Raw genomic sequence first — 16,721 nt, 5'->3', positions numbered from 1 at the left:
CGGCTTATATAACCTGCCGGGTTAGTTTTATAGGCCCGGCAACATTACGCTTCGCATGATTGAACCCACATCATTACTTGAAAAGCTTCAAACTGAATTTGACCGGCATTCCTATGGTGACGCTCCCGTGGAATTGTATGAGCCTATAACGTATATCATGTCTCTGGGCGGGAAGCGTTTCCGGCCGTTGCTGACCTTGCTGGCGGCGTCGATTTTTGATACGGATATTGAGAAGGCCGTAAAGCCAGCCATGGCCGTGGAAGTGTTTCACAACTTCACACTCATGCATGACGATATAATGGACCGAGCACCTCTGCGCAGGGGAATGCCCACCGTGCACGAGAAATGGAATGCGAATACGGCCATTCTATCGGGGGATGTAATGCTGATCCGTGCTTATGACCTGCTACTGGATGTTTCGCAGGATAAATTGCGGGCCGTTTTGAATCGCTTTAACCAAACGGCCGCCGAAGTTTGCGAAGGACAGCAGCTCGACATGAATTTCGAGACGCGCTGGGATGTGACGGAGGAGGAATACATTGGCATGATCCGCCTCAAAACGTCGGTATTGCTCGGATTTGCCCTGGAATTAGGCGGTATGATCGCCGGAGCGGACGCGGAAACTACCGAATTGCTGTACTCGGCAGGAGAGAATATGGGTATCGGTTTTCAGCTAAAAGACGACCTGCTGGACGTTTACGGCGATCCTGCAAAGTTTGGTAAGCAGGTAGGCGGCGATATTATTGCCAACAAAAAGACATTCCTGCTGATTGAAGCATTATCGAAAGCGGAAGGAAATTTGAAAACAGATCTTAACCACTGGATAAGTCTTCAGGCATTCGACAATGCAGAGAAAGTGGCCGCGGTAACGGGCATTTACGATGCGCTGGACATTCGGGCCTTTACCGAACATAAAATAAATGAATATTTTTCGCGCGGAATAGCTAGTTTACAGCAACTGCGTACGGATAGTGTTCAGAAAAAAGTGCTTTTGCAATTTGTGGAGCAGCTTGTGGCGCGGGAAAAGTAGTATTATTCAACCAATAACCCATTTTATGTCGATTACCCTCATTTTAGTGATCATAACCTCGGGGATCAGCTATTACGCGTTCAACAATTACAGTTTGATGGACAAGCTCATCCTGAATCCCTACCGCGTGACGCAACGCAATGAGTATTACCGCTTTATCACGTCAGGCTTTGTACATGCGGATTTCGGGCACCTTATTTTCAACATGCTGAGCTTGTGGTTTGTAGGAGAGAGCATCGAGCGGCTGTTCAGCATGCTATTCGGCCCGAGCGGGACGTTTTACTACCTTTTCCTGTATCTGGTAGGTATTATCGTTTCAGACATTCCTACATTTTTGAAACACAGGAAAAATTCGAAGTATAATTCACTCGGCGCTTCCGGCGGAGTTTCGGCGGTACTTTTTGCAGCAATCCTCTATGCGCCGCTCATGCAGATCTGCCTTTATTTCTTCATCTGCATGCCCGGTTTCATATTCGGCTTGCTATTCCTCGGATACTCGTTTTATGAGGCGCGGCGTGGCACGAGCTATGTCAACCACAGCGCCCACATGTACGGGGCCATTTTCGGGATGGTATTTATGGCAGTGGTGTACCCGAGTGCGGTACCACAGTTTTTTGAGCAAATCCTGAGCTGGCGGTTATTTTAAGGTAGCGAGTACAGTTACACTGCCAACAGTTTTGTCTTGAAGATTAACGTTCACTTCGGCGTCCAGGGGAATATAAAGATCGACTCTGGACCCGAATTTGATAAAGCCCATTTCGGTGCTTTGTTCCACTTTATCACCTTCCTTCACATACCAGCGTATACGACGCGCAGCCGCACCCGCGATCTGCCGGAATAATACTTCCACGCCTTCAATCGTACGTATCACAACGGTGGTGCGTTCGTTCTCCGTGCTGGATTTGGGGTGCCAGGCTACGAGGTACAAGCCCGGGTGGTATTTGAGATATTGAATCACCCCGCTGATCGGGTTCCAGTTGACGTGTACATTCAGTGGCGACATGAAGATGCTGATCTGGCGACGTGGTCCTTTGAAATACTCAGTCTCAACAACCTCTTCGATCACCACTACCTTACCATCGCAGGGTGCTACAATCTGACGGTCGCTTTTATGCACAACACGCGCCGGCACGCGGAAGAACTGCACAACCAGCAAGAAAAGGACGATACTGCCGATCAACACAAGGCGTGGGATCCAATAGCCGTCGGGAAGGAGATAGTTGATCCCTAAATTGATAATGATCAGTATAATGGCCGTTACAGCCATAATAGTATATCCCTCTCTATGCAGTTTCATGCAGGCTTGTTTTTGTTAATGATGGTCTCTGAAATGCAAATATCGCATAAATCCTGATTTTCCGGCAACGAAAAAGCCTCGACAGTGACGCCGAGGCTTTTTCAGTAACGCTTCTTGTCAAGAGGTCAGATGTTGTCAGAAATAGTCATTCGTAGTCAGGAGTTGTCATTGGTAGTCAGATATTGTCAGGTCTGGTGGAGAAATATTCTTCTCTCATATTCTACATACCTGACTAAAATTGACAACAAATGACCACACCTGACTAAAAATGACTACTTCCGACTAACGACGGCTAGTCTTCATGCACGTCGACCACCACGCAGTCGCCGTTTTTGACTTCGTGTTCTACTTTCTTGAATTTGACATCCCGAACGATCCGTCCGTCGCGGTACTGAACCGAAACTTTCTGGTTGCGGTCAGCGATTTTGATGGTACGCACGGGCTGTGCTTTGGTAGTGGATTCCTGTGTATGGAAAGTATCAGTTTCCACGTCGTAGTCTTCCTCACGGTTGGTATGAAGCTCGGGCGTTGGCTCCGGCCTGCGAACCTGCTGTGGTACTGCGGTTGGTGGTGCAGCTTCTTCCTGCGGAATATCAGCTTTCATCAGGAAGGAGATCATATCAAAGTTCACTTTGCTCAGAAAGCGTTTGAAGAGCTCGACGGATTCAAATTTGTAGATCAAAAGCGGGTCTTTCTGCTCGAATACAGCATTCTGAACCGATTGTTTCAAATCGTCCATCTCACGCAAATGCTCTTTCCATTCCTGGTCGATGAGCGAAAGTACGATCGCTTTCTCCATTTCGCGGGTGATGTCCTTGCCTTCGCTTTCGATGGCTTTCTGCAAACCGACAACCACCCCTGCCTGACGAATGCCGTCGGTGAACGGGATCATGATCTCGGAAATGACTGCGCCGCGTTCGGCGTGGATCGACCGGAGAACCGGCAACGCTTTGCCTGCAATCGAGTCGTTTTTGTCCTGATATTGTTTCTCGGCCGCTTCGTAGAGTTTTTGTGAGCGGTCGGCGGGTTTCAATGCGGCATATTCATTTTCGCTGAATGGAACTTCCATTCCCAACGTGGTAATGGCTGCAAGTTCAAGCTCCGCGTAGCTTCCGGCAGTGGTAGCGATTTCGTCACACACATCGAACAATGTGTTGGCAATATCCACCGCCAGACGATCTCCGAACAATGCATTGCGACGACGGGTATAAATCGCGTCACGCTGATAGTTCATTACATCGTCATATTCGAGCAGACGCTTCCGCATGCCGAAGTTGTTTTCTTCCACTTTCTTCTGCGCTCTTTCGATCGACTTCGTAATCATGCCGCTCTGGATCACCTCACCTTCTTCGAGGCCCATGCGGTCCATTACCTTAGCCATACGGTCGGAACCAAACAAGCGCATCAGGTTATCTTCCAGAGACACGAAGAATTGCGATGAACCCGGGTCACCCTGACGCCCCGAACGACCACGCAGCTGACGGTCGACGCGACGGCTTTCGTGGCGTTCCGTACCGATGATGGCCAAACCGCCCGCGGATTTGGATTCCGCGGTAAGCTTAATGTCGGTACCACGACCGGCCATGTTGGTAGCGATCGTTACAGTTCCCGGCTTACCGGCTTCGGCTACTACTTCCGCCTCGCGCTGGTGTTGTTTCGCGTTCAAAACCTGGTGCTGGATCTTGCGGAGCGTAAGCATCCGGCTGATGATCTCGGAGTTTTCAACCGATGTAGTACCCACGAGTACCGGTCTTCCGGCTTCCACGAGTTCTACGATCTCGTCGGTCACCGCATTGTATTTCTCGCGAACCGAGCGGTATACTTTATCTTCCTGGTCTTTACGAACGATTCCTCTGTTGGTAGGGATCGAGACAACGTCGAGTTTGTAGATTTCCCAGAATTCACCGGCTTCCGTTTCCGCTGTACCGGTCATACCGGCCAGCTTGTGGTACATTCTGAAGTAGTTTTGCAGGGTAACCGTTGCGTATGTCTGTGTTGCGTCTTCTACGCGTACGCTTTCCTTCGCTTCAATTGCCTGGTGCAAGCCGTCAGAGTAACGGCGGCCTTCCATGATACGACCGGTTTGTTCATCGACGATTTTCACCTTTCCGTCCATGATCACGTATTCCACGTCTTTTTCAAAAAGCGTAAATGCTTTCAAAAGCTGGTTTACCGTGTGAATGCGGGCTGTTTTAACCGAATAATCGCGGATCAATGCTTCTTTGGCGATCACGCGGTCGTGCTCGCTGAGCGAAGTGTCCTTTTCGATCGCGTCGAGGTCGACGGCAATATCGGGAAGTATAAAGAAGTTGGCTTCTTCCGATTCGCCGGTCAGGAAGTCGATCCCTTTTTCGGTCAGTTCAATGCTATTGTGGCGTTCGTCAATGGTGAAATAAAGGGGAGCGTCGGCCTGCGGCATCAGTTTCTGGTTTTCCGCCAGGTAAATCGATTCCGATTCCTGCATAATGGCTTTAACGCCGCCTTCGCTGAGGTATTTGATCAAAGGCTTGTACTTGGGCATACCGCGATGTGCACGGAACAATGCCAGACCTCCTTCTTTTTTATCGCCAGCCTGAATTTTCTTTTTAGCGTCGTTAAGGAAATCCATTGCGAGGCGTTTCTGGGCCTCAACGATCCTGGAAACACGCGGTTTCAGTTCCAAAAACTCCTGCTCATCACCGCGTGGCACAGGGCCGCTGATGATCAAAGGTGTACGGGCGTCGTCGATCAATACGGAGTCGACCTCATCGACCATCGCAAAATGGTGCTTACGCTGAACGAGTTCTTCCGGCGTCCGTGACATATTGTCACGCAGGTAGTCGAAACCGAATTCGTTGTTGGTACCGTAAGTAAGGTCAGCTTTATATGCATTGCGGCGTGCAATAGTGTTCGGCTGGTGGCGGTCGATACAGTCGACGCTCATTCCGTGGAATTCAAAAAGCGGTGCATTCCATTCGGCATCACGTTTCGCGAGGTAGTCGTTCACGGTTACGATGTGAACACCTTCTCCGGCCAATGCATTCAGGAAAGACGGCAGGGTTGCCACGAGGGTTTTACCTTCACCGGTCGCCATTTCGGCGATTTTACCCTGGTGCAGCACGACACCACCGATCAGCTGCACATCATAATGGACCATGTTCCATTTGATTGGCTGGCCGATCACGTCCCAGGTCGTATTCCAGGTCGCTTTGTCACCGCTGATCGTCACATGCGATTTTCTGGTGGAAATTTCGCGGTCAAAATAGTTGGCGGTTACTTCCAGCTTGTCATTCTCTGTAAAACGGCGGGCCGTGTCCTTCACGATCGCGAATGCTTTCGGAAGAATATCCAGCAACACCTTTTCGAGTTCTTTATTTCTTTCCAGCTCCAGGGCGTCGATTTTCTTGAAGATCGCCTCTTTGCTGTCCACATTCGGTTCGTCGGCAGCCTGCTGTCTCAACGCGGCGATTTGCTCGTCGACAGATTTAAGTTGATCTGCAATATGTTGTTTCAGGTTCGCGGACTGTGCCCGGAGCTCATCGTTCGAAAGGGAGGCCAGGAGGGCATATTCGGCATTGATCTTATCAACGTACGGGGTTAATTCCTTTAAATCCCGCTCTGATTTTGTGCCAAATAGCTTGGAAAATATTTTAAACATGATGTGATGTATGTTTTTTAACCGGTTTTATCCTTGAAAAATATTGAGCCTGCAAGAAAACGCGTGTCACATTGTCAGCAAAACTCATCATTCTAAGCCCAAAGGTAATTCATTGCCAATAGTATTACGCAACAACTACCATAATCCTAATGCATATCTAATGTTTTTAATCACCAAAAATAACCCGTGCTACCTTCCTATGACCGCCTGTATAGATTTAGAACCACTACTGGGTAATGCATAGTACCTTTAACACATCGAAAAGATTTAAACAGATATAGCCATGAACCACAATAGATTGTTCCGCAACACCAGCAACAAAATGATCGGCGGCGTAGCCTCAGGATTAGCCGATTACTTCGAAATCGACGTCACAATTATCCGTGTATTATTCGTGCTCGCAGTATTCATCCCGGTGACATTCCCTGTCATTTTGTTCTATATCATACTTTGGATCGTCATGCCTGACAGTGCAAAACGCCCCAAAGAGCTGGAACAAGGGCACATCCCTTCCTGAAATTTAAAATATCCATCAGCAAAGACTTGGTAGTTGCAAACCGCCGGAAAACAAACTCCGGCGGTTTGTTGTTTTACGATTAATACCTATTTTTACCAATGGTATGCAGGCATACTATCGCCTGCTTGAAACTGATTTCAAAAATAGATCAAATATGAACGCATACATTGTTGCGGGCTATCGCACCGCGGTGGGCAAGGCGCCGAGAGGCGGGTTCCGGTTTACACGTCCCGACGACCTCGGTGCTACGGTGATCAAACATTTGCTGGAACAGACCCCGCAACTCGATCCTGTCCGTGTGGATGATGTGATTGTGGGCAACGCGGTGCCGGAAGCGGAGCAAGGCATGCAAATGGGCCGTTATGTGGCATTGCTTTCTTTGCCTAAAAATGTATCGGGTATCACGATCAACCGCTATTGCGGCTCCGGCGTTGAAGCGATTGCCATGGCTTCTGCCAAAATTCATGCCGGGATGGCCGAATGCATTATTGCCGGCGGTACCGAATCGATGTCGCTCGTGCCTACCATGGGCTGGAAGACGGCATTGAACTACGAAATTGCCCACACCAATCCGGATTATTACCTGAGCATGGGCCTTACCGCCGAACAGGTTGCCAAGGATTTCAATATCAGCCGTGAGAAACAGGATGAATTTTCATTCCAATCCCACCAGAAAGCGCTGCGCGCGCAGAAGGAGGGCTGGTTTGCGGACGGTATTGTGCCCGTAACCGTGAAAGAAACCTATTTTGATCAGGCTTCCGGCAAGAAAAAAACGAAAGAAACCGTCATCAGCCAGGACGAAGGCCCGCGTGCAGATACGACTGTCGAGGCATTGAACAAGCTGAAACCTGTTTTTGCGGCGGGCGGCTCGGTGACGGCAGGTAATTCTTCCCAAACCTCAGATGGAGCTGCATTTGTGATCGTGATGTCGGAAAAACTAGTGAACGAACTGGGCCTGAAACCGATCGCGCGCATGATGTCGTACGCGACTGCGGGCGTAGACCCCCGCATTATGGGCATAGGGCCCGTTGCCGCCGTGCCGCTGGCATTAAAACAGGCCGGTTTGCAACTGGGCGATATTCAGCAGGTCGAGTTGAACGAAGCATTTGCCGCACAAGCGCTCGCGGTTATCCAGGAATTAGGGATCGATCCCGAAATCGTAAACCCGAATGGCGGCGCGATCGCATTGGGTCACGCGTTGGGCTCCACAGGGGCGAGGCTTTCCGTGCAGCTTTTTAACGAAATGAAGCGCCGCAACCAGAAATACGGCATGGTAACGGCCTGCGTTGGTGGCGGCCAGGGCGTTGCAGGTATTTATGAGAGGCTTAATTAGGCCGTAGGCTAACAATCGGCCCGATTTTAGCGGTCTCCCCGGAAGTGTTACCCATCTTCCGGGGAGATTTTTTATTTTTGCCCTTTCATCATGTACGCCGGTTTTCATGGATGTATCCATTATTATTATTAATTACAGGACCCCTCAACTCATTATCAATTGCTTAGATTCTATCAAACGATTTACTGCCGGAGTAACCTTCGAAGTAATTGTTGTAGACAATGATCCGGCAAACGGCGGCGGTACACTGGTGAGAGAGGCCCATCCGGAAGTGCGGTGGATTGACATGGAGTTCAATGCGGGTTTTGGTATTGCCAATAACCGCGGTATGGAAATCGCGAAGGGCAGGTACCTGCTGTTGCTCAATGCGGATACCCTTCTGACCGACAATGTGATCGGCAGGTGCTTTGAACGCATGAACCAGCGCACCGATATTATTGCCTGCGGCGCTTTGCAATATTACCCCGACGGTACCCCGATGCCTTTCTACCGGAGCTTTAATGAGTTTCGGAAGACATTTTTCATACTTCCCCCGAGCGGCTTGGTAGATAAGCTCATTAGCAAACTTTATCCTGAACCGGTCTATACCGATCCCGATCAGCACGACTGGCTTGTAGGTGCATTTATGTTTGTAAGAAGAGAAGGTTTTGAGAAAACCGGTGGTTTCAGCAGCGACTTTTTCATGTATGGTGAAGATGTGGAATGGTCGGGCCGATTGGGAAAGCTAGGCAAGCTGTGCTATTTTCAGGATTGTATTTTTATTCACCTTGAAAACAACAACCCATTTCGCCGGACGCATATTTCATGGATTAATCGGTTCAGCACGCAGATGCAGGTTTCTAATTTTCTGTGGGTTAGAAAGCAATATGGCGTTTTTCAATACATCATGCTGATCCTCCACTACATTCTCATGGTGCCCGTGGTTTACGGATGGAAAATGGTCCATAACCTGAGAAAGAATGGAAACCCGTTCTCAGAACTTCGCACACAATATATATATGTAAGGAAGACTCGCGTTCTTTTAAAATATTTCTGGAAAACGCTGTTCCTCCGGAAAGGGCTTTACAAGATCAAGCCCCAGGAGAACATCGACCTCTTAACTGCTTCTGCATGAATCAATCCAAGAAAAGAATTCTTTTTTTTACGCCCTATGCCACACGGACAGGATCAGAGATGATGCTGTTGTACATTTTGAAAAAAATAGACCGCTCGCGGTTTGATGCCGGTATTGTCAGTTTCGCCAACGGCGAGTTGCTTGCCGAATTTCCCCAGGACATTCCCGTCCATATTGCCCCACGCAAGTTCAATACGATTGAGAAAATTTCCTTTCACCTGGGCATTAACCCCACGCTCCGGGCATTAAGAAAGCTCGCTAAAAGTTTCCAGGCGGATTTCTGGTATGTTAATACAACGATGATCCCTGAGACGATCGTGGTCGCCAAAGAATTTGGTATTAAAGTAATTACCCACTTCCATGAAATGCCGCTTACGTACGCGTACCTGAGCGCGCCCGATTTCAAAAGCATCGTGGACTATTCGGAATTGCTGATCGGATGCTCCCAAACAACTTGCGACGCATTGAAAGACGCCGGCGGTAAGAATGTAGGTCTGCTTTACTCCTTCATCGATCCTTCGCTTGTAAAAAAAGACGATAACCGGTCGGCTGAACTCAGAAAGAAGCTTGGAATACCAGCTGATGCATTCGTTTGGATTTTGTCGGGTATGACCTCGGAGCGGAAAGGCTTCGACCTGCTGCCTGATATTGCCGCCGAAGTGAACGACCCGAATGTCCACCTGGTGTGGGTAGGTGCAACGATCGACGATGGATTGGTGTATTATACCGAGCAACGCTGCGCCAACAACACGTCGGCGACAAAAATTCACCTGACTGGCAAACAGAAAGAGGATTATTATGCCTATCTTAATATGGGGAATGGTTTTTTGCTGACTTCACGGCAGGATCCTTTTCCACTGGTGATGATAGAAGCTGCGTTGTTAGGGAAGCCTATTGTTGCATTCCCTTCCGGAGGGGTCTCCGAGTTTGTGAAGGATGGAATGGGTGTTGTTACCGACGATCTGAGCGTCAGGCAAATGGTCTCGGCGATGCGGTCGGTTATGCGTGGCGACACGAAGACCGACAGTGCCCTGAGCATTGAAGTTGCGAGCCGGTTCAATGTGGAAAACGGATATAATGAGTGGATCGAATTAATTGACAAAACCCGTTAGTATGCTCAATTCTACGTGCGCGTTTAAGTTTTTGTCCCGTATTTCATTGTTACTCTGCACGCTGGTGATGGCTGGCCGTGTTTCGGGGCAAAGCCAGCAAAGAACGACCGAAACAGATAGCCAGCGTTACCTTGCGCTGATGCTGCTGAACCTTACCAATCCTGACGATATCGGCCCGGAACCGGACCTGATCCGTACTGCAAAGGACTTTGGGCTTAATGCAGTATACATTACCATCCCCTGGGATAAGGTTTATTTCAGTTCGCCCACGGAAACGCCGCAATGGGCCAAATACGATCAACAGATCAAAATTGCGACCGATCTGGGCATGAAAGTCGCATTACGCATTCACCTCGGCAGGCATAGTACGCGCATTAAGGGTTTCTGGGAAGTTTCCGACAGCCAGTTTAGCCATAGCAATAAGCCGTTGCTGAGTGGTTATCAGGATACCTTTTTTGGTTTTGATAACCAGACCATTCTGGACAAAGGAGTTGCGTTCGTAAAGCAGGTTGTGACCCGCTATAAATATTTACAGACCGATAAAAAACTGCTTTACGTGTCGGTTACTAATACAGGCACACAGGAAGGAGAATATCCCGGCGGGCTGATCGAGAAGGGGAAGGAAGAGACGGCAGTTTACGATTATTCGCCCTCCATGGTAAAAGGGTTCAAGGATTTTGTCAAAAGTAAATATAAAAAGATCGAGCGGATCAATTTTCTCTGGGGGATGACTTTCAAGTCGTTCGATGAGGCTAATCCGCCTGCTACGGCCTGGGAGCCCAATCTTTCTTTCCGTCAACGGTATGGAAAAGACTGGTACATCTACCGCCACATGATGCTCAAGAAGTTTACCGAACAAATGGTCACCGCCGTCAAAAGCATTGACCCGGCTATTAAATATGTCTCGGATTACGGTTCGGTATTTGATTCGCAATCGGCATCACGGGGCACATTGGGCTTTCGCGACCTCAACCAAAAAACGGACGGGATTAAGGTAAACGACAACCTGGCCACGCATGATCACCGGTGGTCGGTGGATATTCTGAAAAGCGACGCGCCTGCGGGCTTTATCACGGCCAATGAGCTCTTTGTGAGTTCATACCTCGATAATAATGCCCATATGAAACAAATCAACGAGAACTTCGAACACGGCGCCAATGTGGTAGCGGTGGTTATCTCGCAAAAAGATCAGATGGCGCGTGCAGAAGGCTTTTTGAGGCAGGGGGCAACCTCCTGGCTGAATAAACCGATGACTCCGATCGTGTATGCCGATTCGGTTTCATACCGTTTGTCGGCAGCCACCGAAAAAGGAGGTGCGCAAGGGGTGATTTATGATGAATGGGCCAAACGAGCCTACGCGGATCCTGCCAAACCGCGGCCCGTCCGCATTCACCTGATCGAAGACATATTGGCGCCGAGCTACTGGGCTGATGCGTCCAATTACATGCCTTATGTGTTCAGGCCGGTGCCCATGCAAATTATCCCGGTAAACAAGGATTTCGAGTACCGGCTTCCTATCGATACTTTCTCGGATGTGGACGGGACGGTCGTGCGCGTGGAAGTAGGCGCATTGCCTGCTTGGCTGCGCTACGAGAACGGCATTCTCCGGGGCCGGCCCGGCACGCTGGGCGATTACCGCATTTCGGTAAAAGGAATAGATGACGAAGGAGGTTCGGCGGAAGCATTTTTCACCATTCGGGTGGATACGCGGGAAAATGCCAACAAGCCACCAACCGTCGATAGTAATTTCTCTAATCAGATGGTGGCGGTGGACAAGCCGTTTAAAATTACGATTCCAAAGACGGCGTTCGTCGACCCGGACGGCGACATTACGAAAGTCGAAGCCAGTGAATTGCCTTCGTGGTTGACGTTTTCCAACGGCGTGCTGAGCGGCACACCGACGAAATTGGGCGATTACCGCATTATTCTCAAAGCTTATGACGATCTCAATGCATTTGTGGAGACTTATTTCACGGTTAAGGTCGTGGAGCCGCAGTTCCTGAACGCACCGCCATTTGCTACCAGTGGGTTACCCGTCAAATATGCGCAGATCAATATGCCTTTCAATTACATTCTGCCCGCCAATATTTTCGGCGACCCCGACGGCTACATTTCATCTATCACCGTGCAAAACCGGCCTTCCTGGCTCAACTTTGCGTTGAACGAATTTTCGGGAACGCCCAAGGAAGAGGGAGAATACCGCCTGATCATCCGCGCATACGACAACGCAGGCGCATACGTGGAGATCCCGTTGGTGCTGTTGGTACAAATCCCCGAGATCCGTTTTGAGCTGGTCCAGGGTGGCAGTAAGGTTGATCAGCGAGTGATCAGGAAGCTATCTGGCGATGACGTGATCCCTTACGATTCGCTGCCTTCGAAGTTGAATATGTATGCCTACGGAAACTTCGAATACGACAAAGTTTCTTTCGATCTGAATGGGCCCTATCGCAGGAAAGCAACTACTTCCGTTTTTCCTTATGCCTTGTATGAGGATGCCTCGGGGTTTGCGCCTTATGTGGGAAGATATACTTTGACTGTGACCGCTTTTAAAGAGGATTCGGCCGTGGTTACGAATTCTATCGAGTTTGGTATTTCAGCGGGTGATAAGTCGGATATTACAAAGAACATGGCAGATTGGGCATTCTACCCCAACCCGGTTGAAAGCATCATCAATATCAAGCTTCCCGAATATCAGCCGGGAGATAACCTGGGTTGGGAAATTGTAACGGTAGCAGGCAAAAGAATCCCGATTGTGGGCTCGCTGGTAAAGATTTCAGACTCCCTGGCCAGTCTGGATCTCGACGCGATTGGCCTTCCGGCGGGCATTTATTTCATCAGGATCGAAAATAACGGCGAGTTTTTAAAGCAATTCAAAGTTTTCAAGAAATAGCGAACCGCATGTGTCCGCGTTAGTTGGTGGCCGCCATTCAAGGGCGGCCATTTTCATTTATTTTTGATAATAGTATGCTTGCATAATAATTTTTATGATCTATATTTGCATTAACTGTAATGGTATGCAAGCATACTCAACATGTTCCCGACTAACCCGCATTCAGATATGTCCGTTGCAGCAGTAAATCAGACCTCCATCAAAGGAGGTGAGTTCCTGATCAAGGAAACCCTGGCCAACCAGATTTTTATCCCGGAAGAATTCAATGAAGAGCAGCGCATGATCGCTGACACGTGCCGCGATTTCCTTTCGAAGGAAGTGTGGCCGCGACTGGATGAAATAGATCATGCCAAAAGCCCGGAACTGATCTCGGGGTTGATGGACAAAGCTGGCGAGCTTGGCTTGCTGGGCACTGCGGTTCCCGAGGAATTTGGCGGTTTTGGCATGAATTTCAATACGTCGATGCTCGTCGCGGAAGCGACGGGAGCGGGTAACTCGTTCTCTGTCGCACTTTCGGCGCATACCGGCATCGGTACATTGCCTATCCTTTATTATGGCAGTGAAGAACAGAAAAGTAAATATCTGCCCAAACTTGCCACTGGCGAATGGAAAGCAGCCTATTGCCTCACCGAGCCTGATTCGGGTTCCGATGCGAATTCTGGCAAAACAAAAGCGAAGCTGAGCGCCGATGGGCGGCATTACGTGGTCAATGGCCAGAAAATGTGGATCACGAACGGTGGTTTTGCCGATGTATTTATTGTTTTTGTCAAAATTGAAGAGAATGGCGAAACCGATAAAAACCTGACGGCATTCATCATCGAAAAATCATTTGGTGGCATTACCATGAACGAACCCGAGCACAAAATGGGCATCAAGGGTTCGGATACGCGCCAGCTTTTTTTCAACGATTGCCTGGTGCCTGTGGAAAACATGCTTTCCGACCGGGGCAACGGGTTTAAAATCGCTGTTAACATTCTGAATGTCGGTCGCATCAAGCTCTCGGCGGCAGCCCTGGGCGGTGCAAAGCGGGTAGCTTCGCAAGCGATACAATACGCCAACGAACGCAAGCAGTTCGGCACGGCGATCGCCAATTTCGGTGCTATCAAGCACAAGCTTGCCGAAATGGCGGTAGGTATGTTCGCGACCGAATCGGCGGCTTACCGTGTAGGGCAAAATATAGATGACCTTATCCAGGCCTTCAAAGAGAAGGGCGTGAACGATGCGGAGGCGAAATTGAAGGCTCTGGAGGAATTTGCGATTGAATGCGCGATCATGAAAGTGCACGGCTCGGAAGTGCTGGACTTTGTGGTGGATGAAGGTGTGCAGGTATATGGAGGAATGGGTTTCTCGGCCGATGCACCGATGGATCGCGCCTATCGCGACAGCCGGATCAACCGGATTTTCGAAGGTACTAACGAAATCAACCGTCTGCTGGTAGTAGATATGTTGCTGAAACGGGCCATGAAAGGGCAGCTTGACCTCATGGGGCCAGCCATGGCAGTAGGCAAGGAAATTTTGTCGATTCCCGATTTCAGCTCCGAAGAGGATGACGCGCTGTTTGCCGCCGAGAAAAAGGTGATTAAAAACCTGAAAAAAGCAGCATTGATGATCGCGGGCGCAGCCGTACAGAAGTTTATGATGAAACTTTCTGACGAACAGGAGATTATCATGAACCTTGCGGATATGGTAATTGAAATTTATGTGGCCGAATCGGTGTTGTTGCGGGTGGAGAAACGGATCGGACTGCTGGGTGACGGAGCAAATGCATTGCATAAGGATATAGCAAGCATTTACCTCAATCGTGCCGTAGAGAGGGTAAACAATGCAGGTCGCGCCGCCATTACCAGCTTTGCCGAAAGCGATGAGCTTCGCGTGATGCTTATGGGGCTTAAAAGGTTTACGAAAATCGAGCCTGTGAACCTGAAAGACGCCCGCCGCCGCATTGCCGATGAGCTGATAGCCAAAAATGACTACGTCTTCTAAGAAGCGATAAATATCTCAGGTGAATAACCTGCTACAACTGAAAACCAAAATGTACACGTTGAAAGCCGTATCTGAGTCAGATGCGGCTTTTTTGTATCTTGGTGAAAGGTTTTCGATTATCGGCCAAAATGCGCAATTTTGGGAAACCAAAATCGTCGTCTTTCTCGTTAGGTGATAGATCCCTTTTTTGAGTCAAATAGCAAAAATAATTACGTTGGATTCTCTACTAGCTACTGAAAAGCCACCTTTCATGACATTGCATTCCGTGGATCTGCGTATCACAGGCCAGTTTCCTGCATTATTACTTGACTACCTGGATCAGAAGCCGTCGCTTGAATCTTTTTACAGCACTTTTCCAACACTGGGGAATGCGGAAAAGGTTATCTTAAATAAAAAGGGATTCGACGCGGACAAGCGTAAAACGCTCGTCGATGTGCTGACGAAGCAGTACCATGGCCTGCCTTACCTGCCCGATTTTTCAGTTTTATTACAAGACAATACGTTTACTGTAACAACAGGCCATCAGCTGAATATCTTCACTGGCCCGTTGTACATTATATACAAGATCGTTACGATCATCAAGCTTGCCGAAGCACTAAAAGCGAAGTACCCCGAATACAATTTCGTCCCCATTTACTGGATGGCTTCGGAAGATCATGATTTTGAGGAAATTGCTTCGTTTCACCTTTTCGGGCAGACGCACAAATGGACGGGTGAGCACAAAGGTGCCGTAGGAAGGCTTAATCCGAAAGAATTATCGGGTATTTTGAAACAATTGCCTGATAAACCGCTGCTGTTCGCAAAGGCATACCTGGAAAACGATACATTGTCGGACGCAGTGCGATGTTATATGCACGAACTTTTCGGACGTTACGGGCTGATCAGCCTGGACGCCGACCACGCCGACCTTAAACGCCATTTCGTACCTGTTATTCGGGAAGAACTCCGAGATTCCATCTCGGAAAAGCTTGTTACAGAAACCACTTCCCGCCTGAATGCGCTCGGTTACCATACGCCCCTGCACGCGCGCGAAATCAACTTCTTTTACCTCGACGACAACCTGCGCGAGCGCATTGTACGTGAGGGCGATGTGTTCAAGGTACTGAATACCGACCTGGAATTCAGTGAGGAGCAACTCCTGGCACTTGCAGAAAGCAATCCCGAGCGCTTCAGCCCGAATGTGATCCTGCGTCCACTGTATGAAGAAGTGATTTTGCCCAATCTTGCGTATATAGGCGGGCCGTCAGAAGTGCCTTACTGGATGCAGCTGAAAGGTGTTTTCGATCATTTTGGAGTACCCTACCCAATGCTCATGCCGCGGAATTTTGCGTTGTACATGAACGGTCACCAGTATAAAAAGGCACAAAAGCTCAAAATCGATTATAAAGACCTATTCCTGGATGAAATTGCACTGCGTAAGACTTTCATCGAACGGAATACCGAGCACGAGCTCAACTTAAATGCTCAGAAAGAGGCATTCAATGCTATTTTTGACCAGATACTCGTCAAGGCAACCGAAGTGGACCAGACGATGCACGGCGCAGTGAAAGCAGAGCAGACCCGACTTTTAAATTCATTAAAACACCTCGAAAAGCGCATTATCCGTGCCGAAGAGCGCAACCATGAATCGGAGATCGAGCAGTTGCTGACCCTTAAAAACAAACTGTTCCCGAACGGAATCGCCCAGGAACGGTATGATAATCTGTTGAATTTCTACATCAACGACCCTCAGTTCATCCAGAAGCTTTACAATGCCTTCGATCCGCTGGATTTCAGGTATAATGTGCTGCTGGAAGAGTAGGAGAGAC

11 protein-coding genes are annotated in these 16,721 nt (G+C 49.0%); 9 read left to right on the top strand and 2 right to left on the bottom strand.

Annotation, left to right across the window (positions count from 1 at the left end):
• Nucleotides 1-55 precede the first annotated feature (55 nt).
• Nucleotides 56-1,030, top strand: a complete 975-nt coding sequence (locus AAHB90_RS18770; protein ID WP_342086738.1) for a polyprenyl synthetase family protein — start codon at nucleotides 56-58, stop codon at nucleotides 1,028-1,030.
• Between the two features lie 25 nt (nucleotides 1,031-1,055).
• On the top strand, nucleotides 1,056-1,676 hold the full coding sequence (locus AAHB90_RS18765) for a rhomboid family intramembrane serine protease (protein WP_342086737.1): 621 nt from the start codon (nucleotides 1,056-1,058) through the stop codon (nucleotides 1,674-1,676).
• Here the strand turns inward: AAHB90_RS18765 and AAHB90_RS18760 are convergent.
• Entirely contained in the window at nucleotides 1,668-2,327 is a 660-nt protein-coding gene (locus AAHB90_RS18760) for a phosphatidylserine decarboxylase family protein (protein ID WP_342086736.1), read from the bottom strand. The two genes, AAHB90_RS18765 and AAHB90_RS18760, sit on opposite strands and share 9 nt — an antisense overlap.
• Nucleotides 2,328-2,619: 292 nt before the next feature.
• Nucleotides 2,620-5,964: a preprotein translocase subunit SecA gene (secA, locus tag AAHB90_RS18755; RefSeq protein ID WP_342086735.1), complete on the bottom strand. Its 3,345-nt coding sequence runs from the start codon at nucleotides 5,962-5,964 to the stop codon at nucleotides 2,620-2,622.
• Between the two features lie 283 nt (nucleotides 5,965-6,247).
• Between secA and AAHB90_RS18750 the strand changes: the two genes are divergently transcribed.
• The 7 genes from AAHB90_RS18750 to bshC all read left to right on the top strand — a co-directional run bounded on the left by AAHB90_RS18750 (nucleotide 6,248) and on the right by bshC (nucleotide 16,714).
• Nucleotides 6,248-6,481 carry a PspC domain-containing protein gene (locus AAHB90_RS18750; RefSeq protein WP_090384922.1) on the top strand — a complete coding sequence of 78 codons (234 nt, stop codon included), beginning with the start codon at nucleotides 6,248-6,250 and terminating at the stop codon, nucleotides 6,479-6,481.
• Between the two features lie 154 nt (nucleotides 6,482-6,635).
• Nucleotides 6,636-7,814: an acetyl-CoA C-acyltransferase gene (locus tag AAHB90_RS18745; protein WP_342086734.1), complete on the top strand. Its 1,179-nt coding sequence runs from the start codon at nucleotides 6,636-6,638 to the stop codon at nucleotides 7,812-7,814.
• A 106-nt stretch (nucleotides 7,815-7,920) separates the two neighbouring features.
• Nucleotides 7,921-8,928, top strand: a complete 1,008-nt coding sequence (locus tag AAHB90_RS18740) for a glycosyltransferase family 2 protein (protein WP_342086733.1) — start codon at nucleotides 7,921-7,923, stop codon at nucleotides 8,926-8,928.
• Nucleotides 8,925-10,040, top strand: coding sequence for a glycosyltransferase (locus AAHB90_RS18735; RefSeq protein ID WP_342086732.1), 1,116 nt, complete (start codon nucleotides 8,925-8,927; stop codon nucleotides 10,038-10,040). Before AAHB90_RS18740 ends, AAHB90_RS18735 begins: the two co-directional genes overlap by 4 nt.
• 1 nt (nucleotide 10,041) lies before the next feature.
• Nucleotides 10,042-12,930: a putative Ig domain-containing protein gene (locus tag AAHB90_RS18730; protein WP_342086731.1), complete on the top strand. Its 2,889-nt coding sequence runs from the start codon at nucleotides 10,042-10,044 to the stop codon at nucleotides 12,928-12,930.
• Between the two features lie 168 nt (nucleotides 12,931-13,098).
• Complete coding sequence (locus AAHB90_RS18725; RefSeq protein WP_342086730.1) at nucleotides 13,099-14,913, top strand: acyl-CoA dehydrogenase family protein; 1,815 nt, start codon at nucleotides 13,099-13,101, stop codon at nucleotides 14,911-14,913.
• 250 nt (nucleotides 14,914-15,163) lie between these two features.
• The gene (bshC, locus tag AAHB90_RS18720) at nucleotides 15,164-16,714 is read left to right on the top strand and encodes a bacillithiol biosynthesis cysteine-adding enzyme BshC (RefSeq protein ID WP_342086729.1); all 1,551 of its coding nucleotides are present in this window, start codon (nucleotides 15,164-15,166) and stop codon (nucleotides 16,712-16,714) included.
• Nucleotides 16,715-16,721 lie beyond the last annotated feature (7 nt).

The organism is Dyadobacter sp. OTU695, assembly GCF_038440355.1.
Classification (GTDB): domain Bacteria; phylum Bacteroidota; class Bacteroidia; order Cytophagales; family Spirosomataceae; genus Dyadobacter.
The sequence above is the reverse complement of the archived record's forward strand: the minus strand, read 5'-3'. Positions and strand labels throughout refer to the sequence as shown.